Genomic DNA, 23,722 nt, shown 5'->3' on the forward strand with positions numbered 1-23,722 from the left:
GAGAATGGGAGGGTCATTCTCGTCCGACCGTCAGGAGCACCCGTGTCCGAGCGTTCCGGCACCGAAGCCACGCCCCACGGCGACCCGGGGCGCGAGGAGACCACCGAGGAGCGGGCGGACCGGAACTGGAACGAACTGCTCCAGGAGATCCGGGTGATGCAGATCGGCGTCCAGATCATCACCGGGTTCCTGCTCACGCTGCCGTTCCAGCAGCGGTTCTCCCAGCTCGACGGCGCCGGGCGCGTGCTCTACCTCGGCCTCGTGGTGCTCGCGTGCCTGACGACGGCGCTCATGCTCGCCCCCGTGAGCCTGCATCGGACGCTCTTCCGCCACCACCGCAAGCCGGTGCTGGTGAGCAACGGTGACGCCCTGATCAAGCTCATGGTCGGCGGCATCGCGCTGATGCTGACGGGTTGCCTGACGTTCATCGTCCACGTCGTGGTCGGGCCCGGCGCCGGCTGGGCCGCCGGCGGCGTGCTGGCCGTCCTGCTGGTGCTGATCCTGCTCGTCTACCCGCAGGCCGTCGGCCGCCACGCCGACCGGAAGGACGACGCCGAGGGCTCGTGAACCGGGCTGGGCCTCAGCGAACCAACCGTCGCTCAGCGCGTCATCGCCCACCAGATGAGCAGCATCGTGACGAGGAAACCGGTCACGTAGTTCAGCCACAGGAAGGTGTGCCAGCCGGCGTTGGTGCGCTCGGCCGTCGTGTCCGTGACCGACCGGAACCGCAGCACGTTGGCGATGTACGGCAGGGCGAGCAGGGCCGCGAGAGGCCCGGGGGGCGTCGCGAACAGGAGCAGCACGCCGGCGAGCGCGTAGACGGCGGCGGCGAACCACACCGTCGGCCGCGCCCCGATCACCGTGGCGACCGAGCCGAGGCCCGCCTCCCGGTCCGGCCCGATGTCCTGGACGGCGCCGAACGCCTGGCTCGCCACGCCCCAGCAGAAGAAGCCGACGGCGACGGCCACGAGCGCGGGCGTCCAGGTCGCGTGCGCGACGGTCAGGCCGAACACCGCCGGGGAGACGAAGTGGGTGCTCGAGGTCAGGGAGTCGACGAACGCGCGCTCCTTGAACCGCAGCCGCGGCGCGCTGTACGCGACGACTGCGAACAGGCTCACCGTCAGCACGAGCGCGGCCACCGGCCCGGACACCGCGTACAGGTAGACGACGAACGGCAGGCACACGAGCACCGCCGCCCACAGGGTCGCCCGGTGCACGGACGGGTCCAGCACGGCGCCCTCGACGCCGCCCTTGCGGGGATTGCGGAGGTCGCTCTCGTAGTCGAAGACGTCGTTGATGCCGTACATCGCGAGGTTGTACGGGACCAGGAAGAAGATCGTGCCGACGACGAAGGTCACGTCGATCCGCCCGACGGTCAGCAGGTACGCCGCCGCGAAGGGGTAGGCGGTGTTGATCCACGACAGAGGCCGGGACGAGGTGACCAAGCGGCGGGGCAGGGTCGCGACAGCGCTCATCGCCCGCTCCCGTCCCGGTTGTCGATGCCTCGGCCCGCGCTTCGCCGGCGCCCGGGCTCGGGCCGGGAACGCCCGGTGCCCAGCAGCCGCCAGACCGCGGGCAGCACGAGCACCGCGCCGACGACGTAGGCCAGGTCCTCGACGGGGGCAAGGCCCGCGTAGAAGCCGCTGATCCGGCTCCGGTCGTACGCGACGAGACCCACGCCGACGATCACCGAGTCGAACACCGTCGCGAGCACGAGCAGGATCACCAGCGTCGCGAGCGCCGCGGTGCGCCGCGGGTGACGCCGGTACCAGGGCCGGTCCGGTCGTCCTGCGTCCTCGGCGTGGTCGGTCACCGCTCCCCCGCCGTCGTGCCGGCGCCGATTCGCCACGCGATGCGCGAGGACGGCGAACACCCCGGCCACGAGCAGGACGACGACGTTGAGGGCGGTGTAGGTCATCGGCCCGGCTCCGCGCGGTGGACGGTTCGGTGGACGGGCCGATCGGCGTCGTCGGGCTCGTCGGCCTGGAGAACGGCGCGCACGTCGCGGTCGTGCTCGGGGACCGCCGTCACCCGGCCCGTGGCCAGCAGCCGGGTGGCCAGCAGCCACAGGTTCATGGTCAGCCAGCACAGGAACGCGAGGAACAGCAGTTCCTCGACCGGGAACTCGGGGCCGAGCACGATGCCGCTCAGATACGGGCCCGCGCCACGGAAGAACACGCCGAGCCCGATGCCGGCCGCGTCCCACCCGATGAAGAAGGCGACGCCCGCGAGCAGGGTCAGCAGCGCGCGCACCGGCCGGCCCGCGAACACGAAGAGCCGCCATCGGGCGTCGATCGCGGCCATCGCGGCGAGCCCGGCGAGCAGGCAGCCGGCGTAGAGGAAGCCGCTCACCGGCGCGGCACCCGGAAGGAGTCCGGGCCGAGCGGTTCCCGCAGCGGGACCGTCGACACGTCCCCGTGCAGGCGCTTGACGAGGTTCTCCGCGCTGATCAGGCACATCGGGAGCCCGACGCCGGGCTGGGTGCTCGAGCCGCAGTAGGACAGGCCGGCCACACGGGAGCTGACCACCGGGCCGCGCAGGAACGCGCTCTGCCGCAGCGTGTGGGCCGGGCCGAGCGAGGTGCCGCTCCACGCGTTGAGGTCCGCCGCGAAGTCGCCGGGCCCGATGACCCGCCGCACGACGACGCGCTCGGCGAGGTCCGGCACGTCCAGGTCCGCGGCCAGTTGCGCGATGAGCCGGTCCGCGGTGGCCTCGAGGCCGGCGTCGCCGGCGCCGTCGACACCGCCGCGGCCGAGGTCCGGGTCGGCCGGCACAGGCACGAGGACGAAGAGGTTCTCGTGACCGGGCGGGGCCGCCGTCGCGTCCGTCGCCGACGTGCGCGAGACGTACATGGACGCCGGCTCGGGCACGTGCCGGTCCCGACCGAAGATGGCGGAGAAGTTCGCGTCCCAGTCCTCGGTGAAGACGAGCGTGTGGTGCGCGAGCTGCGGCAGTTCACCCCGCACGCCGAGCAGCAGCAGGATGGCGCCCGGCCCGGGCAGCCGGCGTCGCCAGAACCGCTCCGGCAGGGTCTGCAGGTCGCGGGGCAGCAGCGTGGTCTCGGTGTGGTGCAGGTCGGCGGCGCTGACGACGGCGTCGGCGGCCAGGTGGTGCTCGGCGCCGTCGGCGGTCCGGTAGCGCACCCCCGTGGCCCGGTGGCGGAAGCCGGAACCGGGAGCGGGCTCGGTGGTGATCGCCGTGACCGTCGCGCCGGTGCGCACCTGCGCGCCGGCCTGCCGGGCGAGCCGTTCGACGGCGTCGATCAGCGCCGCGAAGCCTCCGCGCGGGTAGAAGACGCCGTCCTGCAGGTCCAGGTGGGAGAGCAGGTGGTAGAGGCTCGGCGTGCGGTCCGGCGCGGAGGCGAGGAAGACGGCCGGGTAGCCGAGCAGCTGCCGCAGCCGCCGGTCCTTCACCGTCCGGGCGGCGCGGTGCTGCAGGGACTCGGTGAGCAGCCGGGCCAGCCGCGGCAGCCCGGTGAGCACCTCGCGGTTCAGCAGCGGCCGGAAGGACTGGTAGCTGGTGTAGAGGAAGTGGGCCAGGGCCAGCCGGTAGGCGTCGGCGGCGGAGTCGAGGTACCGGGCCAGCCGAGCCCCCGCGCCGGGCTCGTAGGACTCGAACAGGGCCATCGCCCGCTCGCGTCCGGCGGGCACGTCCGCGGGCGGCCCGCCGTCGCGGAAGTACACCCGGTAGCCCGGGTCGAGGCGCTCCAGGTCGAGTTCGGCCGCGGCGGAGGAGCCCATGAGCGCGAACCAGTGGTCGAACACGTCGGGCATGAGGTACCAGGACGGTCCCGTGTCGAAGCGGAACCCGTCGGCGGACCAGCGTCCCGCCCGGCCTCCCACGGTCTCCTGCTGTTCGAGCACCGTGACGTCGTGGCCGAGCCGGGCGAGCAGCCCCGCGGTGGCCAGCCCGCTGATGCCGCCACCGATGACGGCCACCCGGCGTCGCCCGTCCGCGGCGGCCGCGGTCGACGCAACGACGCCCTCCTCGGTCGCCGTCATGCCGGTCCCCGGCGGGCGGCCGCGACGGCCCCGGCGACGATGAGTGCCTTGCGGCCGGTGGGCACGCTCACCCGCGTGGTCAGCAGGTCCGCGGCGGGGGTGCGCCGCAGCCGGGCGTTCAGCTCGGCGAACAGGTCGTGCGCGGCGAGCACCGCCGCGCGACTGCCGGCGGGCAACCGGCCGATCACCGCGCGCGCCGCCGCGAGGTCGGCGTCGATGTCGTCCACGAGGCGCCGTTTCTCGCTCTCGCTGAGCATCGTCGGGTCGACGCCCGGGAAGTAGCGGCGGCCGAGGGTCTGCACGTCGGCGCCGACGTCGCGCAGGAAGTTGACCTTCTGGAATGCGGCACCGAGCCGGCGGGCGCCGTCGTCGAGCGTCGCGAGCTCGGCGGGGTCCACGGTCGCCCCGTCGAAGAACGCCCGCAGGCACATCTGGCCGACCACCTCGGCGGAGCCGTGGACGTAGGCGTCGAAGCTGCGGGCGTCGTGCTCGGAGCGCTGGGCGTCGGTGCGCATCGAGGTGAAGAACGGGCGGGTCAGCTCGGGGCCGATTCCCGTGCGGCGGGCGGTCAGGGCGAAGGCGTGGACGACGACGTTCGCGCTGTACCCAGTGCGCAGGGCCTCCTCGGTCTGGGCCTGCAGCTCGTCGAGGGCCGCGAGCACGGCCGCGTCGTCGAGCCCGTGCTCGGCGCCGACGCCGTCCACGGCCTCGTCGGCCACCCGGACGAGTGCGTAGATATTGCTGACGTGCCGGCGCAGGCGGGGCGGCAGCAGCCGGCTGGCCGTGCCGAAGGACGTCGAGTACCGGCCGATCACGACGGCGGCGGCGCGCTGGGCCACGTCGTCGTACCGGGCCGAGCTCTGCCGGCGCGTCTCCGCGTCGGCAGAGTACGCGGCAGACGCGGCGGACGGGGACTCGACGGACGGGGACTCGACGGACGGGGACTCACGCCGGTCGCCGGCGGGACGGGCCGTCATCGGACCCGGTCCACGGCGGCGTCGATGAGCACGACGAGGTCCTCGCGCAGGGCGCCCGGCAGGGCGGAGCCGGTGACCGCGGTGCGCGCCCGCTCGGCGTGCTCGCGGACCATGGTCTCCACGTAGGCGCGGGACCCGCTGCCCTCGAGGTACCCGCGCAGGGCCGCGACGTCCCGGGGCCCGCCGGGGCCGATCAGCAGCGGAGCGACCGTCGGCCAGTCGGGCTGCCGCGACGCGTGGGAGAGCAGGAGCGTGTGCTTGACCGCGGTGAGGTCGCCTGTCGTCGTCTTGCCGGTCGCGGACTCGACGCCGAACACGCCGAGCAGGTCGTCGACCAGCTGGTAGGCCGTGCCGATCTCCTGCCCGATGCGGCACAGCAGGTCCCGGTCCGCCGCGGGCGCACCGGCCAGCACGGCCCCGGCCTGCAGCGGCACGTCGAAGGAGTAGACCGCCGTCTTGAGTAGCGCGGTCTGCAGCACGACGTCGGCGGCGGGGATGCGCAGATGTCCCGAGTGCTCGACGTCGAGCAGCTCGCCGGCCGCCGCGGCGTGCACGGCCGCGTCCATGAGGTCGAGCAGGGCGGGCGTGCCGGGAGCCCCGGTGGAGGCGACGAGCCGGTAGGCGGCGGCGAGCGCGACGTCGCCGGCGATGATGGCGGCCGCCTGGCCCCGCTGGGTCGCTACCGTGTCGTCGAAGCCGGCGTCGGCGGCCCGGAGCCGGTAGATGCCGGCGACGTTGGGCTTGCCGCGGCGGACGAAGTCCTGGTCGATGACGTCATCGTGCGTCACCAGAGCGGTGTGCAGCAGCTCGAGCGCCGCCGCGGTGACCACGGCCGGGTCCTCGGGCGACCAGCGCGGACCGGCGTCGTCGAGGCCGCGGCCCGCGTACCCGTCGACGACCGAGAGGAGCAGCCGCGGGCGGATCCGCTTGCCGCCGGCCGCCGAGGAGGCGAGCGCGTCCCACAGGTCGCCGACCGTGGGCGGCAGGCCGTCCGCGCCGGCGCGGCCGCGAGCGAAGAACCCGGTCAGGGCCGCGTCGACCGCGTCGAGGAACTGCGTCTCGCCCGACGCTGTGAGCACCGTCATCTCCCCATTCAACCCCACGTCTCTCGAATAACGAGAAGGCGATCTAGGATCGGGGACATGGACACCCTCACCGACGCGTCCGCCGCGACCCGCGAGGCCGAGCTGGTGGTCCTGCTGGACGAGGATCGCCGCCCGTCGGGCGTCGCACGGAAGGCCGAGGTGCACACCACGGACACGCCCCTGCACCTGGCCTTCTCGTGCTGGCTGTTCGATGGCGACGGCCGGGTGCTGCTGACCCGGCGCGCGCTCGGCAAGGCGACCTGGCCGGGTGTGTGGACGAATGCGTTCTGCGGTCACCCGGCGCCCGGCGAGGAGATGGCCGACGCCGTCCGACGCCGGGCCCAGCGGGAACTGGGCGTCGAGGTGGGCGAGCTGGCGGTGGCGCTGCCGGACTTCGCGTACCGCGCGGTCGACGCGAGCGGCATCGTCGAGCACGAGGTGTGCCCGGTCTTCACCGGAATGCTCGCCGGTCGCCTGGATCCGCGCCCCGACGAGGTGATGGACGTGGCGTGGTCGACGCCGGCCGGCCTGCTCGACGCGGTCGCGGGCGCGCCCTTCGCGTTCAGCCCGTGGCTCGTGGAGCAGGCGTCCCTGCTCGCCGCCGCCCGTCCAGACCGGTTCACCGGCCCGGTTCGTTTCTGACGGCACAGGAGTCGGCTCAGGAGTCGGCGGCACCGCGCGTGCGACCGGTGGACGCAGCACCGTCTGGCGCAGCACCGTTCGAACCGGTGCCGTTCGTGGGCGCTCGATCGGCCCGTGCGCCGTCCGGTCGTGAGCCGTTGGCGCCCGAGGTGGCACGCTCGGCGCCCCCCGCTGCCGCCGTGGCCGAGGTGAGGTCACCGATCATCCGGCTGAAAAGGTCGAGCTCGGATGGGCTGTACCGGTCGAACACCTCCATCAGGGCGTGATCGAGGGGATCGAACAGCTCCATGGCCACCTGCCGGCCGGTGTCGTTCGCGTGCAGCGCCACCCGGCGGGCGTCCGCCCGGGCGGTGCCGCGGTCGAGATGGCCCGCCTCGCACAGCCGGTCGACCAGCGCCGTCACCGAGGAGGAGGACAGGCCGAGCATCGCGCCGAGGCGGCCGGGCGTCATCTCCTCGTTCTCGCGTTCGGCCTCGACGACGGCGGAGACCGCATGCATGTCGGTCCGCCGCACCCCGGCCCGCCGGCGCATCCGGGCACCGTAGTACTCGATCTCCGAGGTCATCCGCTGCAGCAGCAGGAGCAGGGGGTAACCGGGACGTCGGGCGATGGACCGCTGGCTGCGATCGTGGCGCGGGACAGCGGACTGTTCCCCGCGGGGCGGGTCCTCTCGGTCTGCGCGCATAGGGGACATGATAGATACTCCGGCACGTTCCGGTCCTCCGATAGCCTCGGAAGCGATGACCGACTCCCTCGCCGCCCTGTCCGCGCTGGACCTCCGCGATGCTCTCGCCGCAGGTCAGCTCAGTGCCCGCGAGGTCACCGCCCACCATCTGGCCGTGATCGAGGCCCGCAACCCGGCCCTTGGGGCGTTCGTCACGGTGACGGCGGATCAGGCGATGCGCGACGCCGCCGACCTCGACGACCGGTTCGCCCGGACCGGACCGGTCGGCCCGCTGCACGGCCTGCCGATGGGCATCAAGGACCTGGCCGACGTCGCCGGCGTCCCGACGGGTCACGGCACCGCGGCCCTGCCGGCGACCGTCCCCACCGAGGACGGACCGCTGGCGGCGAGCCTGCGCCGGGCCGGAGTCGTCCTCGTCGGCAAGACCCAGGTCCCCGAGTTCGGGCTGAGCTGCCACAGCGAGAGCCGCACCCACCCTCCGGCCCGGCTGCCCCAGGACCCCCGGCTGAGCCCGGGCGGCTCCTCCGGGGGCAGCGCCGCCGCCGTCGCTTCCGGGATGCTGCCGTTCGCGGTGGGCACGGACGGCGGCGGATCGGTCCGGATCCCGGCCGCCGCCTGCGGCCTGATCGGGCTCAAGCCGAATCGCGGCCGGGTCGCGACGGGCTCGGGCCAGACGGACCTCGGCCGGCTGGCCGTCGCCGGTCCCCTCGCCCGGACCGCCGACGACGCGGCCCTGCTGCTCGACGTGCTCGCCGGCGACGTCAACCACCGGGCGCTGAGCGCGGAGCCCGGGTCCTTCGCGCCCGGCTCCTTCACGCCGCCCGTCGCCGGAACCGGCCGGCCGCCGCGCATCGGCGTCACCACGGACTCGCCCTTCGCCTCGGCCTACGACCTGCCCGTCTCCCCCGCCGCGCACGCCGCGCTCGACGCCGCCGTCACCGTCCTCGACGCCCACGGCCACCGGATCGAGCCGGTGCACCCGCACTGGGACCCCCGCTACCCGGACGCGTTCTCCGCCGTGTGGACGACCGGCGTCGGGATGCTCGACCTCGACGCGGACGCCGAACGCCGGCTCACCCCGCTCGCCCGCGAGTTCCGGGCTCGCGCGCAGAACCGGCCCGCCGTCGACCTCGCCCGCGCCCTCGACGTCCTGCGGCGTCTGGAGTGGGACACGGTCGCCGCGTTCGCGCCCTTCGACGTCGTGCTCACGCCGGCGATGGCGGACACGCCCCGCCCCATCGGCTGGTACACCGGTCAGGAGTGGGACGTCGACGCGGACACCGACTACCGGCGGCAGTGCCAGTACACGCCGTGGACGTCGGTGCTCAACGTCGTCGGCCTGCCCGCGATCACCGCGACGACCCACTGGACGGCCGCCGCCCCCGATGCCCCGTCGCTGCCGATGGGCGTGCAACTGATCGGCCGGCCGAGCGGCGAGGCGACGCTGCTGGCCCTCGCCGGCCTGCTGCACCGGCCCGCGAGGGACGCTTCGGACCTGGCGTGATCTCGGCCACATCCGCCGGGTACTGGACAGACCTTGCGGTCCGTTGGGTGTCACGATAGAAGGATGAGTTCAGTCACCTCGCCCCCCTCGCCCGGTTCGCCGGTGCCCACGGAGGGCCCGACCTTCCTCGGCCAGCCGCGCATGCTGGCCAACATCTTCAGCGTCGAGCTGTGGGAGCGCTTCTCCTTCTACGGCATGCAGGCCGTCGTCGTCCTGTACATGTACTTCACCGCGGCCCAGGGCGGCCTCGGCGGTGACAAGGCGACCGCGGTCAGCATCATCGGCGCCTACGGCGGTGGCGTCTACCTGTCGACGATCCTCGGCGCCTGGGTCGCCGACCGCCTGCTCGGCTCCGAGCGCGTCCTGTTCATCAGCGCCGTCATGATCATGCTCGGCCACATCAGCCTCGCCCTGCTGCCGGGCTGGGCGGGCGTCGGCGTGGGCCTGCTGCTCGTGGCCATCGGTTCCGGCGGCCTGAAGGCGAACGCCACGTCGATCGTCGGCACGCTGTACGCGGCCGGTGACGAGCGGCGCGACGCCGGATTCTCGATCTTCTACATGGGCATCAACATCGGCGCCCTGTTCGGCCCGCTGCTGACCGGCCTGGTCCGCGACACCGTCGGCTTCCACTGGGCGTTCGCCCTCGCCGCCGTCGGCATGGCGATCGGCCTGATCCAGTACGCCGTGACCCGCAAGAACCTGCCCGGCGAGGCCCACCACATCCCCAACCCGCTGCCGCGCAACCGGTACGGCCTGGCCGTGGGCATCGCCGTCGTCGCGATCGTTATCGTCGTCATCGCGGTCCTGACCGGGCTGATCAACCCCGACAACCTCGCGAACCTCGTGGTGATCGCCACCATCGTCGCCGCCGTCGCCTACTTCGCCGTGATCCTCTCGTCGAACCTGACGCCGACCGAGCGCCGCCGCGTGTACGCGTTCATCCCGATCTTCATCGCGAGCGCCGTGTTCTGGTCCCTGTACCAGCAGCAGTTCTCGATGCTGACGATCTACTCGGACACCCGGCTGAACCGGAACCTGTTCGGCTGGGATATGCCGATCGAGTGGGTGCAGTCGATCAACCCCGTGTTCATCATCGTCCTCTCGGGCGTCTTCGCCGCGCTGTGGACGAGGCTCGGCCCGAAGCAGCCGTCCACACCGCTGAAGTTCACGCTCTCGCTCGTCATCATGGGCATCGCGTTCCTGGCGTTCCTGCCCTTCGTCGGCACCGGCACCAACGGCACGCCGCTGCTCGTGATCGCCGGCATCCTGCTGCTCTTCACCTTTGCGGAGCTGCTGCTCTCGCCCGTGGGTCTCTCCGTGTCGACGAAGCTGGCGCCGGAGCGGTTCCGCACTCAGATGGTGGCGCTGTTCTTCCTTTCCGTGGCGCTCGGCAGCTCGATGGCCGGTGTCCTCGCGGGGTACTACGACCCGACGAACGAGGCGCCGTACTTCGCGATCATCGGCGGCGTCTGCGTCGTCGCCGGCGTCCTGCTGGGCCTCGCCGTCAAGCCGATCCGGAAGCTGATGAGCGGGGTGCACTAGCCCCCTCGCCCTGTCGCGTGCTCGTGCACTGACGTCGTCCCTCGTCGAGGATTCAGTTCTCGGGGTTTCTCGGCCCGGATGACCCCGGATTCTGCGTTCTCGACGCGTGGAGGCGGGGCGGGAAGCCCATCCGCGCACCACGCATGACGCCGGAGGGCGGCCGGAATAGCCCGGCCGTCCTCCGGCGTTTCCATGCTTATGAATGCAGGTCATCCGAAGCGCATCGGTTTTCTCTCCTTCGGCCACTGGCACCCGTCGGGCCCCCACACCCGCAGCGCGGCCGACGCCCTGACCCAGTCGATCGAGCTGGCGGTCGCCGCCGAGGAGCTGGGGATCGACGGTGCCTACTTCCGCGTGCACCATTTCGAGCGGCAGCTCGCGGCCCCCTACCCGCTGCTGGCCGCGATCGGCGCCCGGACGTCGCGCATCGAGATCGGCACCGGGGTGATCGACATGCGCTACGAGAATCCCCTCTATGCCGCGGAGGAGGCCTCCTCCGCCGACCTCATCGCCGGCGGCCGGCTGCAGCTGGGCATCTCCCGCGGCACGCCGTCGTCCGCGCTCAACGGCTACCAGGCGTTCGGGTACGTCCCCGCCGACGGCAGCACCGACGCCGACCTGGCGCGGCAGCACACCGCCGTGTTCCGCGCCGCGATCGCCGGAGCCGGCGTCGCCCACTCGGACCCCCGCACGACCGGCCGCTCGGACGCCGTCGTCGGGCTCCAACCCCTCTCCGAGGGCCTGCCGGACCGCATCTGGTGGGGCTCGGGCACCCGCGCCTCCGCCGTCTGGGCGGCGCGCGAGGGCATGAACCTGATGTCCTCGACGCTGCTCACCGAGGACACCGGCGTGCCGTTCGACCAGGCGCAGGCCGAGCAGATCGCCCAGTTCCGCGCCGCGTGGGCCGAGGCCGGCTGGGACCGCGAGCCGCGCGTCTCCGTCAGCCGCAGCGTCATCCCGGTGGTCACGGACGAGGACCGGATGTACTTCGGCGACCGCGACAGCGCCGAGGGTGACCAGGTCGGCTACGTCGACGCCCAGACCCTCGCCCGGTTCGGCCCGTCCTTCACGGGCGAGCCGGACGTCATCGCGGCGCAGCTCGCGAACGACGCCGCCGTGCAGGCCGCGGACACGCTGCTGCTGACCGTGCCGAACCAACTCGGCGTCGCGTACAACACCCGGATGCTGGAGACCATCGCCCGCGACGTGGCGCCGGCCATCGGCTGGAGCCCGGCGGGAGCGGTCACGGCGGGCTGACGGCGGGTCCCTTCACCTCCCTCGTCGCTCGCCCCGCTCGCCGAGAATTCGATTTCTGCGGTCATCCGGCCGGCGAAACGACAGAAATCGAATTCTCGGCGCAGCGGGAGGGGTCGGTGACGGGTGCGACGACGGCGGCCCGACGCGGCGGAAGGGTGTGACCACCACCCCGGCCCCCTGTTGACGGCGCCGCCCGCTCTGACATGCTTGGACGCATGGCAAACCGTGCGGGCACCGTGGCCCTCCCCAGCGACCTGATCGACGTCTCCGCGCTCCTGGACGCCTACTACGACCGCAAGCCGGACCTCTCCGATCCGGCCCAGCGCGTCGCCTTCGGCACGTCCGGCCACCGCGGCTCGAGCCTGAAGAACGCCTTCAACGAGGCGCACATCGCGGCGATCACCCAGGCGATCGTCGAGTACCGGGCGGGCCAGAACATCACCGGCCCCCTCTTCCTCGCCAAGGACACGCACGCCCTGTCGGACCCCGCGCAGAACACCGCGCTGGAGGTCCTGGCCGCGAACGGTGTGCGCACCCTGATCGACGCGCGGGACGGCTACACCCCGACGCCGGCGCTCAGCCACGCGATCCTCACCTGGAACCGCAGCGGGAAGAACGCCCAGACGGCGGACGGCATCGTCGTCACCCCGAGCCACAACCCGCCGGCCGACGGCGGCTTCAAGTACAACCCGCCGAACGGCGGCCCGGCGGACACGGACGCCACCGGATGGATCGCCAACCGGGCCAACGAGCTGCTCGCCGAGGGCAACCGCGGCGTCAAGCGGATCCCGATCGAGCAGGCCCGCACCTCCGACGTCGTCGGCACGCACGACTTCCTCGCCAACTACGTCGACGACCTGCCGCAGGTGCTCGACCTCGACGCGATCCGGAACTCCGGCCTGACGATCGGCGCCGACCCGCTCGGCGGCGCCTCTGTGGACTACTGGGCGGCGATCGGCGAGCGCCACAACCTCGACCTGACCGTCGTCAACCCGACCGTCGACCCGCAGTGGGCGTTCATGACGCTGGACTGGGACGAGAAGATCCGGATGGACTGCTCCTCCCCGTACGCGATGGCCTCGCTGATCGAGAAGGCCGGGGACTACGACATCGCGACCGGCAACGACGCGGACGCCGACCGGCACGGCATCGTCTGCGCCGGCCCGGACGGCACCCGCGCGCTGATGAACCCGAACCACTACCTCGCCGTCGCCATCGACTACCTGTTCCGGCACCGCGACGGCTGGCCGGCGACGTCGGCGATCGGCAAGACGCTGGTCTCCTCCTCGATCATCGACAAGGTCGCGGCCAGCACCGGCCGGAAGCTCATCGAGGTCCCGGTCGGGTTCAAGTGGTTCGTCTCCGGCCTGCTCGACGGCGGCATCGCGTTCGGGGGCGAGGAGTCCGCGGGCGCCTCGTTCCTGACGCGCGACGGGCAGCCGTGGTCCACGGACAAGGACGGCATCCTGCTGTGCCTACTCGCCTCGGAGATCACCGCCGTCACCGGCAAGACCCCGGCCGTGCGGTACGGCGAGCTGACCGCCGAGTTCGGCGATCCGGTGTACGCGCGCATCGACGCCGCCGCGGACCGGGACCAGAAGGCCAAGCTGGGCAAGCTCAGCCCCGAGCAGGTGACCGCGGACTCCCTGGCCGGAGACCCGATCACCGCCAAGCTGACCGAGGCGCCGGGCAACGGGGCCGCGATCGGCGGCCTCAAGGTCACCACGGAGAAGGCCTGGTTCGCGGCCCGGCCGTCCGGCACCGAGGACGTGTACAAGATCTACGCCGAGTCCTTCGTCGGCGCCGATCACCTCACCGAGGTGCAGGCCGAGGCGAAGAAGCTGGTGGACTCGGTCATCTCCTGACCTGCGGGACCAGCCCGGATCCGCGCCAACCGTTCCCTCCGGCGCGGATCCGGGGTTACTCTCGATCCGTCATCCCCGTGACGCGATCGTGATCACTCCCACCCCCAGGGGGATCCCATGCCCTTCCGCGTGTCTCTATCCTGCTGTCTCGCTGCGGCCCTCGCCCTCGTCGGTCTCGGTACACCGGCTGTCGCGCAGGCCGACGCCCTCCCCGCCGTCTCGTCACCGTCAGCAGCGGTCCCCGCCGCCCTGTCGCCCGCCTCCTGCAGCGCTCTCGACGATCTGGCCTACCAGATCCACAACCAGAAGAACGACGCCTCCCTCGTCACCACCTCGGCCGCCGAGGCCGCCGCGGCCACCGGGTTCGTCGACAAATGGGGCCCGCAGTTCAAGGTCTCCGTGACTCCGGTGACCGGCCTGGTGCCGGTGTACCGCCTCTACAACCCCCGCACCAACGACTTCATCCAGTCCTTCTCCACCACGGAGATCGCCGCACGGGTCGCCCACGGCGGTTACGTGAAGCAGGGCGTCTCCTTCTACGCCTCGCCGGCCCCCTCGACGTGTACCGTGCCGGTCCTGCGCTTCGTCAAGGGCAACATGCACCTGCTCGGGACGCTCGGCGGCACGCTCGACCGGCGCGCCGCCGCCACGGGCTGGCGCTCGGAGGGCAAGGCGTTCCACGTCGCCCCGCTGCGCGCTGTTACCCCACCGCCGGTGGCACCGACCCCGCCGCCGGTCACCTCGCCGTCACCCACCGACACCACCTTCAGCATCGCCGTGTATCCGGACACCCAGCAGGAGGTATTCGGCACGGACTCCCGGTTCGTCGGGCGTACCAACTGGCTCCTCGCCAACCGCACGAAGCTGGACCTGCGCTACGTCCTGCACACCGGTGACGTCGTCAACTGGGGCGACAAGGACCCGGCGCAGTTCACCGTCGCCAGTGCGGCCATGGCCCCGCTGGACAAGGCGGGCATCCCCTACCAGATGACCATCGGCAACCACGACACCGCGGCGGTGTGCCCCGGTGGCGGCGGTTGTCCCGGCAAGGACGCGCGCGTGACCGTCCGGGACACCACCGCGTTCAACCGGTTCTTCCCGACGTCGCGCTTCCCCGGCGAGACGTTCTACGAGGCCGGGAAGGTGGACAACGGGTACCGCACGTTCAGCGCGGGCGGTGTCAAGTGGCTCGTCCTGAATCTCGAGCTGTGGCCGCGTCCCGCGGTCGTGGACTGGGCCCGCAGCGTCGTCGCCTCCTACCCGTCGTACAACGTGATCGTCGAGACCCACTCGTACCTGACGTCCACGGGCGCCATCTCGGCCAGCCGTGAGTACGGCACGACGACGCCGCAGTACCTGTACGACCGTCTGATCAGCCAGTACGCGAACATCCGGTTCGTGTTCTCGGGGCACGTCGGCCAGGCGGCCTACCGCACCGACACCGGCGTGCACGGCAACAGGATCACCTCAATGCTCGGGACGTTCCACTCGAACACGACCAACCCGGTGCGGATCGTCGAGATCAACACCGCCACCGGGACGGCCACCACCCGGGTCTACGGCCCTCAGGGCAACGTGACCCTCCCGTACAACGCCTCGTTCAGCGGCCTCAAGTTCATCAAGTAGGCCCTCTCCCCGTCAGGCGGTCGCACCACGCGGGACATGACGACGCCGGCCCGTCGAGAGTTCTCGACGGGCCGGCGTTGTGTCTGCGACGGAATCGACTCAGAGGGTCGAGGTCGCGTCCTCGAAGGAGTACCGCGGCTTGGCGTCGCCCCAGGCGCCCTCACCGGCGCGGCCGATGTTGACGACGGCGAACGACTTCTGCGAGCCGTCGGGGAAGAAGTCCGCGTCCAGGCCCGGGGCGTCGAAGCCGCTCATCGGGCCGGCGTCCAGGCCGAGCGCCCGGACGGCCAGGATGAAGTACCCGGCCTGCATGTTGGCGTTGTTGTTCGCGATCTGCTGGCTCACGGCCTCGTTCGCGGCGAAGTTCGCGGCCATCGGTGCGGTGCGCTCCGCCATCCCCGGCATGAAGTCGTCGAACCGCTGGTGCCAGTTGGTGTCGAAGGAGAGGACGGCGACGACGGGCGCGGCCACGGTCTTCGCCTGGTTGCCCTTGGCCATGTGCGTCAGCAGCCGCTCGCGGGCGGCGCCGTCGCGGACCCAGGTCACGCGCAGCGGCTGGCTGTTGAAGGCCGTCGGGCCCATCTTCGCCAGGTCCCAGATGGCGCGGAGCTGCTCGTCGGTGACGGGCTCGTCGGTGAAGGTGTTGGCGGTGCGTCCCTCACGGAACAGCAGGTCAGCCGCGTGCTCATCCAGCACGGTCTCGGCGATCTCGGTGGTCATGGGTCCTCCTGCGGGTGTCACGACTGATTCGTCTGCATCAACCGGTCCGGCCGCACGCCGGATTCCCCGGAGTTCTGTCTCGTTGATCACATCGCCTCGGTGATCGGCGAGCCCCGCGGTCGCATAGTCTGTCCTGCGGCTCTCGAACACCCGCCCGGAAGGGGACGTCATGGCACTGCCCGGATTCTCGTGGACGCTGCACGGCGACGGACGCACCGTCCGGCCGGGCGAGGTCGTCGCCCCTGACGAGCGGCTGAGCTGGCCGCGGACCATCGGCATCGGCATGCAGCACGTCGTCGCCATGTTCGGCGCGACGTTCCTCGTCCCCCTACTCACCGGGTTCCCGCCCGCCACGACGCTGTTCTTCTCCGGCGTCGGCACCCTGCTGTTCCTCGTCATCACGGCGGGCCGGGTGCCCAGCTACCTCGGCTCGAGCTTCGCGTTCATCGCCCCGATCGGCGCCGCGACCGCCCAGCACGGTATGGGCGGCGCGCTCGGCGGCGTGCTCCTGGCCGGCGTCGTCCTCTTCCTCGTGGGCCTGATCGTGCAGGTGGCCGGCAGCCGATGGCTGCAGGTACTCATGCCGCCGGTCGTCACGGGCGCGATCGTCGCCCTCATCGGCCTGAACCTCGCCCCGAGTGCCCGCGCCAACCTGGAGAAGGGCCCGGTGACGGCGGTCGTCACGCTGGTCGCGATCGTCCTGGTCACCGTGCTGTTCCGCGGCATACTCGGCCGCCTGGCCATCCTCGTCGGCGTCGCGCTCGGCTACGTCGTCGCCGTGGTCCGTGGCGAGGTCGACTTCGCCGCCGTCGAGAAGGCGGCGTGGATCGGCCTGCCCCCGTTCACCGCACCCGAGCTGCACCTCTCCGTCGTCGGCCTGTTCGTCCCCGTGGTACTCGTGCTGATCGCGGAGAACATCGGGCACGTCAAGTCGGTGGCCCTGATGACCGGCCGCAACCTCGACGACCTGACCGGCCGCGCGCTGATGTCCGACGGCCTCGCCACCGTGCTCGCCGGTTCCGGCGGCGGCTCCGGCACCACGACGTACGCCGAGAACATCGGCGTCATGGCCGCCACCAAGGTCTACTCGACGGCGGCGTACTGGGTCGCGGCGATCACCGCCCTGCTGCTGAGCTTCTCCCCCAAGTTCGGCGCGGCCATCGCGACCGTTCCCCCGGGCGTCCTCGGCGGTGCCGCGATCCTGCTCTACGGCATGATCGGCATGCTCGGCGTGCGCATCTGGGTGCAGAATCGCGTCAACTTCGCCAATCCGATCAACCTGACGACGGCCGCCGTGGCCCTGGTGATCGGCATCGCCGACGTCACCTGGAAGGTCGGCGACCTGACCTTCGCCGGCATCGCGCTCGGCACCGCGGCGGCGCTCGTGCTGTTCCACGGCATGACGGCGATCAACCGGTTCACCCACGCCGTGCAGGACCCGGAGCACCTCGAGGACGTCGGCGCGGAGCCCAGCCAGCTCGGCTGAGGCATTCCTACGCTGAGTTAGCGGGCTTCTCCCGAACTGACCGGCCACCACCCGCTGAGTCAGCGGGTTCCTCCCGAACTGACCGGGATTTTCCCGGCCTGTTCGTGACGAACCCGCTAACTCACGCTGATGGGGGACGCCCGCCTCACCCGGCGCGCCCGCGCCCGGCGGTGATGCCGGCCTCGCGGGTCCCGAGTTGACGGCCCCGGTACGCTGACGCCATGCCGGAGATGCCGCAGGTCCAGGCCCTCGTCGACTTCCTCGATGCCCGCCTCGTGCACCGGGTGACGCCCGACGGCGAGGCGCTCGAGGGTGGCGCCCACGTCACCGGCGTCTCGCTCGGATCGTTCGCGGTGCTCAAGACGGCGGTCCCGCCGCTGGACGCGATCGCCGGCGCCGAGATCACCGGCGTCGCCCGGTACGGCAAGTACATCGACCTGGACTGCGACGGCGTCCACCTCGTCTTCCACCTCGCCCGAGCCGGGTGGCTGCGCTGGTTGACCAACCCGCCCGTACGCCCGCTGCGGCCCGGCAAGAGCCCGGTCGCGCTGCGGCTGGAGGTCGACGGCGCCTCCGACGGCGGCGTCGGATTCGAGCTGACCGAGGCGGGCACCAAGAAGGCGCTGGCGGTCTACGTCGTCGACGACCCGATGGACGTGCACGGCCTGGCCACCCTCGGCCCCGAGGCTCTGACCCTGAGCGAGGCGGACTTCTCGACGCTGCTGGGTGGGCACCGCGGCCAGATCAAGGGGCTGCTGCGCGACCAGTCGACGATCGCCGGGATCGGCAACGCCTACAGCGACGAGATCCTGCACGCGGCGAAGCTCTCCCCGTTCGCCATCGCGGCGAAGCTTCCCGAGTCGGAGGTCGACCGGCTCTACACGGCGATGCACACGACGCTGGACGCGGCGATCGCGGCCTCGGCGGGCAAGCCGGCCGCCGAGCTGAAGGACTCCAAGCGCTCCTCGATGGCCGTTCACGGCCGCACCGGCGAGACCTGCCCGGTGTGCGGAGACACCGTCCGCGAGGTCTCGTTCGCCGACTCGTCGCTGCAGTACTGCCCGACGTGCCAGACCGGCGGCAAGCCGCTCGCGGACCGGCGGACGTCGAAGTTCCTCAAGTAGCTACAAGTCACAGCCAACGTGTTTCATCGGCGGCTCTCGGCGCCGATCGTCACTCTTTGGTCGTCGGCGCGATTCCTACGCTCATTACGACGGCGGCCAGCCGCACAATCGGCCCCTCTGAACCATTCCGGAGGCGCGCATCGGAAGCGTCAGGCGTCGAATGCTTGTACGAATTTGGCATGCAAGGATTTGAGCACCTTGGCGCCAACCGCGGTTAGTCGCAAGTCTTCATGGCGTAGCAACGCGTAACACACTTCCACTTTGCCTGGAGTCCCGATTCCGTGTTGCTTGGCCCAATCGTGAAAAGACTTAGTAATAGGAATGTTTGACACTGCGTCACTATGGGTGAAGCGCCTATTCTCGCCCATCGCCGCGAGGAAGCTACCGATCACCGAAATGTAGACATCGGTGGCCACGAGATCCTCTACGGCCGCCCCCTCAGGGAGGCTAAAAATCCGGCCTGCCTCAACGCCCGCATTCTGCAGTGCCGCCTTATGGGCGCTCCCTCCCTCGTCCCCGTCGACAAGGTATACGACCTTCGCTGCCACTTCTTCGACACGAATCCCCGAGCCGTGAGCGTTGGCCAGACCGGGAGCTATCTGGTAGTCCAAGTCGCTGAGGCCGGTCGCCATCCGAATAAGCGAAGGCAAGAGCACCATATCGGAAGCGCCCTCGGCCAGAACAGCACTTCGACATACAGAGAACGCTGCGGCGCCGGCACCCATCGCGAACAGGAGGGGTGAGAATCCCGGACCTTCGCCATCCCAGAAGTTGCTCTTGACGATCGATGAGTCTGCGTGGTTGGGATCGCGGGCAAGAACGCGAATGCCCGTACCGAGATCTCCCGGTAAGCACCCAGGCGAATGAGTGGTGTAGAAAACCTGCTTTACATCGACACTCTTGAGGAGGACGCCGACCAAGTCGGCCTGGGCGTCGTAATGGAGGTGCGTCTCTGCTTCGTCGATGAGCAGAATCGGGGGAACATCGTATCCGCCAGCTTCGATGAAAGCCACCAAGGCAACAAACGCCTTGAGTCCGTCCGATCGTTCTCCGATATTTGTTACGTCGCCATCGCCGTGAAGTTCCTTTATTAGCACCTCCAGTCGACCAGCATTCACATTGAACCGCACTGTGACCTTGCTCTGGTTCCACGCTTGGTCAAAGATGCTGCGCAATCGGTCATTGCCCCGCTCTAACGCAGTCTCGCGTTTGGAAGTATCTCCATTCTGAACGTATGTCCACATATCGTCTATGTCGATCCCTGACAGGTAAAGAAGTCGATCCACTGCTCGCGGAATGTCCCGCTGTTGCGGGCTCAAATTGTAAGACGTCTCGAGTGCGCGGTCCTCCTCATTGAATAGGACGAACTTCGGCTCACGACCTTTCACCGCGTTCCAAATAGAATCCAGAGGATGGTCGACAGCAATAAGGGACTCCACGCGCTCAAGAAGTCCCACTAGTTGAGAATCCCGCGCCCGTTTACGTCCGGTTGGCACTTCACCGAACCAGTCGCATAGGTGCTGCAGGCAGTTGCGGGTCGATTGATCCCATTCATCGTCTGGCCGATCGAGGGCCGCCATCACGCTCGCTGACCACTCGTTTGGACCGTCAGAATTGGAACTCTCCTCTTCGAGTTGCTTGGCGAGCCTTTTCGTCGCGGACTTGAGGCGATCCGCGGCCTCCACAAAAGGCCCTCTCGGGCGGCGGGGGCGCGGACGAAATTCATAAGTGCGCCCTCCGTCCGGCCTGCGATAAAGGATGCAAGAGTTAGGGGCGTCTTCGACTGGGACGTGAGCGAATACGGCGCGGTCTTGGTCTTCGAGCTCGAAGTACACCTTGACCACGCTGGCTGAATCGTCTTCCGGCGGCCGACTTCGATTGTATTCGAGTTCCGACAGTACGCTTCCGGAACTGAACCACTCGAGCGCATGGAGCAGCGAAGTCTTGCCCGCTTCATTGAAACCGACGAATGCCGTGAGTTGCCCGTCGATGTTTGAGGCGGTGTCAGCCAATCGGCGATATCCGCGGAACTCAATTCTGGTGACTCGCACGCTAGCCCTCGAATCGTTCTGGTTTCGTTTCCTCAATATTCGCTCACCGCGCTCATGGCCGGAGGCGACCCGCCGAGGCAACTCATGCGCCGTGCTCTTCGGTCGACTGCCGACTCGTCGCTGCCAGACCGGCGGCAAGCCGCTGGCGGACCGGCGGACATCGAAGTTCCTCAAGTAGGTCCGGAAGCACTCTTGACGTGCTACTTGTTTTTTACAAGTATGGCTCGCATCACCACTCCACCCGATGAGGAGACTCCGATGCCCGCCATGTTCGTCAACCTGCCGGTGACCGATCTGGAACGCGCCAAGGCGTTCTACACGGCGATCGGCTTCACCATCAACCCGAAGTTCACGGACCACAACGCGGCCTGCGTCGTGGTCGAGGACGGCCACAGCTACGTCATGATCCTGGTCCGCGAGTTCTTCCAGACCTTCACCGACCTGCCGATCGGCGACCCGGCGGTCAACCCGTCGGTCTCGACCGCCATCTTCCACGACAGCCGGGAGGAGGTCGACGCGGCCGTCGCCCGCGGCCTGGAGGCCGGCGGTGCGGAACCGCGCCCCGCCGCCGACTACGGCTTCATGTACCAGCGCCAGCTCACCGATCCCGACGGCAACGTCCTCGAGTTCGGCTGGATGGACCCCGTCGCCGCCGAGCAGGGCCCCGAAGCGTACTCGAAACAGCAGGCCTGAGGTCGATGGCCGCACGCGACTACGGGCAGTACTCCGGGGTCACCCGCGCCCTGGAACTCGTGGGCGAGCGCTGGGCCATGCTGATCGTCCGTGACCTGCTGGTCGGGCCGCGCCGCTACGGCGAACTGGCCGCCGGGCTGCCCCGGATCCCGACGAACATCCTGGCGGCGCGGCTGAAGGAGCTGCAGGCGGCCGGCGTGCTGCGCCGGGCGTCGCGCTCCCGCGTCATCGTCTACGAGCTGACCCCTTTCGGCCGCGAGCTCGAGCCGGTCGTGCTCGCCCTCGGTGCCTGGGGGTTCAAGGCGATGGGCAAGGCGCGGGACGAGCAGATCATCACGCCCGACTCGATGACCATCGACCTGCGCACCGCCTTCCGGCCCCAGGTCGCCCTGGACCTGCCGCCCACCGCCTACGCCGCGCGCGTCGGCGTCGCCGAGCTGCTGATCCGGGTCGACGGCTCCCGGCTCGACGTGACGCGCGGGGACGGGCCGGCCGACCTCGCCTTCGCTGCCGGCCCGGGCATCCACCGGGTCATCGCCGGCGAGCTGGCCCCGGACCGCGCCATCGCGACGGGCGTGGTCGAGGTGCTGCACGGACGGGGCGACCTGCTCGGCCGGTTCGCGGACACGTTCCACCTGGCCGCCTGACCTCCACCCGGCGAACCCACGCAGCTCGTCAATAGATGCACGAAATCGGCCAATTCGGGCCCGGATCGAACATCTATCGACGAACCGGCGTCAAGGAGGGGTCAAGCCTGCGGCCACGCGCCCCGCTCACCGAGCACCTCGGCCAGCAGGTCGGCGCGGTCGCTGACGATCCCGTCGACCCCGGCGTCGAGCAGCCGGCGCATGACGTCGGCGTCGTTGATCGTCCACACGTGCACCTCGATCCCCCACCGGTGGCCGAGCGCGATGCTGCGCGCGGTCACCACCGGGACAGCGAGGCCGCCGAGGACGGACTGCCGCTCGGGCACCTGGAACGCGTCGACGTCGCGCAGCAGCCGCGCCGCGAGCGGCGCCAGCACGGGCAGCGCCGCGGCGAGCACCCAGACCGCCGTGAGCGCGGTGCCCGCGGACGTCGCGGTCGGCCGGGTGAGCCGCCGCAGCACGGCTCGGCGCCGGCGGTCGGAGAAGGAGGCGACGAGCACCCGGTCGTGGGCGCCGAAGCGCTCGATGGCGGCGGCGAGGGGGGCGACGCCGGCGGCGGTCTTGACGTCGATGTTCAGCCGCAGGCGTGGGAACCGCTCGAGCAGCTCGGCCAGGGTCGGGATCGGGTCGCCGTCCACACGCACCGCCCGCACCTGCTCCGCCGTCATGGCGGAGATGCGCCCGGCGGTGCCGGCCACCCGGTCCAGGGTGTCGTCGTGGAAGACGAACAGGTGCCCGTCACGGCTGGCCTGCACGTCGGTCTCAACCCAGCCGCAGCCGGTCTCGACGGCGGCCCGGACGGCCGCGAGCGAGTTCTCCCCGCCGTCCGGTGCGTACCCCCGGTGGGCCAGGCCCTTCGGCCGGGCGACGCCGTCGACGTCGTTGTCCAGGTAGGGCGGGCGCCGGCGGGGCAGCTCCGGCATCAGGCGCGGGCGGGGTCCGGCGCGCCGGCCGCCGCGCCGCCGTCGGAATGATCGTCGGCGGCGAGCACGCGCTCGATCACCTGGGCGACGCCGTCCTCCGCGAACGGCGGTGCGAGATGCGCGGCCGCCTCCCGGGCCTCGGGATGCCCGCTGGCCATCGCGTAGCCGTGCCCGGCCCAGCGCAGCATCTGCCGGTCGTTGGGCATGTCGCCAAAGGCGTAGACATCGGCCGCGGCGATGTCGCGGCGCTCGGCGAACCGGGCCAGCGTCACGCCCTTGTCGATGCCCAGCGGCGCCATCTCGACGAGGGCGACGCCGGGGCTCGAGTGGGTCACCGAGACGAGGTCGCCGGCCAACTCGCGGACCTGGGCGAGGAAGTCGTCCGGCGTCAGGGTGGGGTGCTTGGCGAGGAACTTGACCACCGACTCGTCGTCGGGCAGTTCCTCCTCGACGTCGGCCGCGACGCGGGCACGCTCGGGCAGCACGTCGCGGATCCACTGGGGCTCCAGCTCGGTCAGCTCGATGCTCTCGATGTCGAGGAAGCCGGGCTCGACGACGAAACCGGCGATCGACTCGAACGCGAAGCGGGCATCCGGGAACGCCTGCTCGATCCGCTCCCGCACGGCGTAGACGTCCGCGGCGGCGATCGTGGTGCGGGAGAGCACCCGGCGCTCACCGAGGTCGTAGATGACGGCGCCGTTGGAGCAGATGACGAGGCCGTCGTGCCCGAGCTGGTCCACCAGGGGGCTGAGCCAGCGCGGCGGGCGCCCGGTGACGAAGACGATGCCGACGCCGGCGGCACGGGCCGCGTCGAAGGCGGCGACCGTGCGCGGCGAGATCTTCCCGTCGTGGCCGACGATGGTGCCGTCGAGGTCGCTGGCGATCAGCCGCACG

General features: G+C 70.8%; 22 protein-coding genes. 11 read left to right on the forward strand and 11 right to left on the reverse strand.

The window, feature by feature from the left end; genetic code table 11:
* Positions 1-42 precede the first annotated feature (42 nt).
* The gene (locus V6N00_RS07970; RefSeq protein WP_334231539.1) at positions 43-567 is read left to right on the forward strand and encodes a DUF6328 family protein; all 525 of its coding nucleotides are present in this window, start codon (positions 43-45) and stop codon (positions 565-567) included.
* Between the two features lie 32 nt (positions 568-599).
* Here V6N00_RS07970 and V6N00_RS07975 read toward each other — a convergent pair whose 3' ends face one another.
* From V6N00_RS07975 to V6N00_RS08000, 6 genes are read right to left on the reverse strand one after another with little or no spacing between them, the layout of a single operon-like run.
* Positions 600-1,475 (reverse strand): prenyltransferase, encoded by an 876-nt coding sequence (locus tag V6N00_RS07975; RefSeq protein ID WP_334231540.1) that lies wholly within the window; start codon positions 1,473-1,475, stop codon positions 600-602.
* On the reverse strand, positions 1,472-1,918 hold the full coding sequence (locus tag V6N00_RS07980) for a lycopene cyclase domain-containing protein (protein ID WP_334231541.1): 447 nt from the start codon (positions 1,916-1,918) through the stop codon (positions 1,472-1,474). The genes V6N00_RS07975 and V6N00_RS07980 overlap by 4 nt, the downstream gene beginning before the upstream one ends.
* Positions 1,915-2,352: a lycopene cyclase domain-containing protein gene (locus tag V6N00_RS07985; RefSeq protein WP_334231542.1), complete on the reverse strand. Its 438-nt coding sequence runs from the start codon at positions 2,350-2,352 to the stop codon at positions 1,915-1,917. Before V6N00_RS07985 ends, V6N00_RS07980 begins: the two co-directional genes overlap by 4 nt.
* A complete protein-coding gene (crtI, locus tag V6N00_RS07990; protein ID WP_334231543.1) occupies positions 2,349-4,001 on the reverse strand; it encodes a phytoene desaturase family protein in 1,653 nt (550 codons plus the stop codon). The genes V6N00_RS07985 and crtI overlap by 4 nt, the downstream gene beginning before the upstream one ends.
* Positions 3,998-4,978 (reverse strand): phytoene/squalene synthase family protein, encoded by a 981-nt coding sequence (locus V6N00_RS07995; protein WP_334231544.1) that lies wholly within the window; start codon positions 4,976-4,978, stop codon positions 3,998-4,000. Before V6N00_RS07995 ends, crtI begins: the two co-directional genes overlap by 4 nt.
* Positions 4,975-6,063 (reverse strand): polyprenyl synthetase family protein, encoded by a 1,089-nt coding sequence (locus V6N00_RS08000; RefSeq protein ID WP_334231545.1) that lies wholly within the window; start codon positions 6,061-6,063, stop codon positions 4,975-4,977. Before V6N00_RS08000 ends, V6N00_RS07995 begins: the two co-directional genes overlap by 4 nt.
* A 57-nt stretch (positions 6,064-6,120) precedes the next feature.
* Here V6N00_RS08000 and idi point away from each other — a divergent pair, with 57 nt between their 5' ends.
* The gene (idi, locus tag V6N00_RS08005; protein WP_334231546.1) at positions 6,121-6,705 is read left to right on the forward strand and encodes an isopentenyl-diphosphate Delta-isomerase; all 585 of its coding nucleotides are present in this window, start codon (positions 6,121-6,123) and stop codon (positions 6,703-6,705) included.
* 16 nt (positions 6,706-6,721) lie between these two features.
* Here idi and V6N00_RS08010 read toward each other — a convergent pair whose 3' ends face one another.
* Entirely contained in the window at positions 6,722-7,390 is a 669-nt protein-coding gene (locus V6N00_RS08010) for a MarR family winged helix-turn-helix transcriptional regulator (RefSeq protein ID WP_334231547.1), read from the reverse strand.
* Positions 7,391-7,445: 55 nt separating this feature from the next.
* On the opposite strand from V6N00_RS08010, the gene V6N00_RS08015 reads away from it, so the two are divergent.
* The 5 genes from V6N00_RS08015 to V6N00_RS08035 all read left to right on the forward strand — a co-directional run bounded on the left by V6N00_RS08015 (position 7,446) and on the right by V6N00_RS08035 (position 15,184).
* Positions 7,446-8,894 carry an amidase gene (locus tag V6N00_RS08015; protein WP_334231548.1) on the forward strand — a complete coding sequence of 483 codons (1,449 nt, stop codon included), beginning with the start codon at positions 7,446-7,448 and terminating at the stop codon, positions 8,892-8,894.
* A 63-nt stretch (positions 8,895-8,957) separates the two neighbouring features.
* Positions 8,958-10,436: a peptide MFS transporter gene (locus V6N00_RS08020; protein ID WP_334231549.1), complete on the forward strand. Its 1,479-nt coding sequence runs from the start codon at positions 8,958-8,960 to the stop codon at positions 10,434-10,436.
* Between the two features lie 192 nt (positions 10,437-10,628).
* A complete protein-coding gene (locus tag V6N00_RS08025; RefSeq protein ID WP_334231550.1) occupies positions 10,629-11,693 on the forward strand; it encodes an LLM class flavin-dependent oxidoreductase in 1,065 nt (354 codons plus the stop codon).
* Positions 11,694-11,908: 215 nt separating this feature from the next.
* Positions 11,909-13,558, forward strand: a complete 1,650-nt coding sequence (pgm, locus tag V6N00_RS08030; RefSeq protein ID WP_334231551.1) for a phosphoglucomutase (alpha-D-glucose-1,6-bisphosphate-dependent) — start codon at positions 11,909-11,911, stop codon at positions 13,556-13,558.
* Positions 13,559-13,675: 117 nt separating this feature from the next.
* Positions 13,676-15,184 (forward strand): metallophosphoesterase, encoded by a 1,509-nt coding sequence (locus V6N00_RS08035; protein ID WP_334231552.1) that lies wholly within the window; start codon positions 13,676-13,678, stop codon positions 15,182-15,184.
* Between the two features lie 99 nt (positions 15,185-15,283).
* Here the strand turns inward: V6N00_RS08035 and V6N00_RS08040 are convergent, their stop codons facing one another.
* Entirely contained in the window at positions 15,284-15,904 is a 621-nt protein-coding gene (locus V6N00_RS08040; RefSeq protein WP_334231553.1) for a malonic semialdehyde reductase, read from the reverse strand.
* Positions 15,905-16,073: 169 nt separating this feature from the next.
* On the opposite strand from V6N00_RS08040, the gene V6N00_RS08045 reads away from it, so the two are divergent.
* Positions 16,074-17,390, forward strand: coding sequence for a uracil-xanthine permease family protein (locus V6N00_RS08045; RefSeq protein WP_334231554.1), 1,317 nt, complete (start codon positions 16,074-16,076; stop codon positions 17,388-17,390).
* Positions 17,391-17,611: 221 nt separating this feature from the next.
* Positions 17,612-18,514 carry a DNA-formamidopyrimidine glycosylase family protein gene (locus V6N00_RS08050; protein WP_334231555.1) on the forward strand — a complete coding sequence of 301 codons (903 nt, stop codon included), beginning with the start codon at positions 17,612-17,614 and terminating at the stop codon, positions 18,512-18,514.
* Between the two features lie 149 nt (positions 18,515-18,663).
* Here V6N00_RS08050 and V6N00_RS08055 read toward each other — a convergent pair whose 3' ends face one another.
* Positions 18,664-20,526: an AAA family ATPase gene (locus V6N00_RS08055; RefSeq protein WP_465192979.1), complete on the reverse strand. Its 1,863-nt coding sequence runs from the start codon at positions 20,524-20,526 to the stop codon at positions 18,664-18,666.
* 297 nt (positions 20,527-20,823) lie between these two features.
* On the opposite strand from V6N00_RS08055, the gene V6N00_RS08060 reads away from it, so the two are divergent.
* On the forward strand, positions 20,824-21,258 hold the full coding sequence (locus tag V6N00_RS08060; RefSeq protein WP_334231557.1) for a VOC family protein: 435 nt from the start codon (positions 20,824-20,826) through the stop codon (positions 21,256-21,258).
* 5 nt (positions 21,259-21,263) lie between these two features.
* Positions 21,264-21,905, forward strand: coding sequence for a winged helix-turn-helix transcriptional regulator (locus V6N00_RS08065; protein ID WP_334231558.1), 642 nt, complete (start codon positions 21,264-21,266; stop codon positions 21,903-21,905).
* A 101-nt stretch (positions 21,906-22,006) separates the two neighbouring features.
* Here V6N00_RS08065 and V6N00_RS08070 read toward each other — a convergent pair whose 3' ends face one another.
* On the reverse strand, positions 22,007-22,828 hold the full coding sequence (locus V6N00_RS08070) for a glycerophosphodiester phosphodiesterase family protein (RefSeq protein WP_334231559.1): 822 nt from the start codon (positions 22,826-22,828) through the stop codon (positions 22,007-22,009).
* The gene (locus V6N00_RS08075) at positions 22,828-23,721 is read right to left on the reverse strand and encodes an HAD family hydrolase (RefSeq protein ID WP_334231560.1); all 894 of its coding nucleotides are present in this window, start codon (positions 23,719-23,721) and stop codon (positions 22,828-22,830) included. The genes V6N00_RS08070 and V6N00_RS08075 overlap by 1 nt, the downstream gene beginning before the upstream one ends.
* Between the last annotated feature and the right edge of the window lies 1 nt (position 23,722).

This window comes from Tersicoccus mangrovi (genome assembly GCF_036881825.1).
Taxonomy (GTDB): domain Bacteria; phylum Actinomycetota; class Actinomycetes; order Actinomycetales; family Micrococcaceae; genus Tersicoccus; species Tersicoccus mangrovi.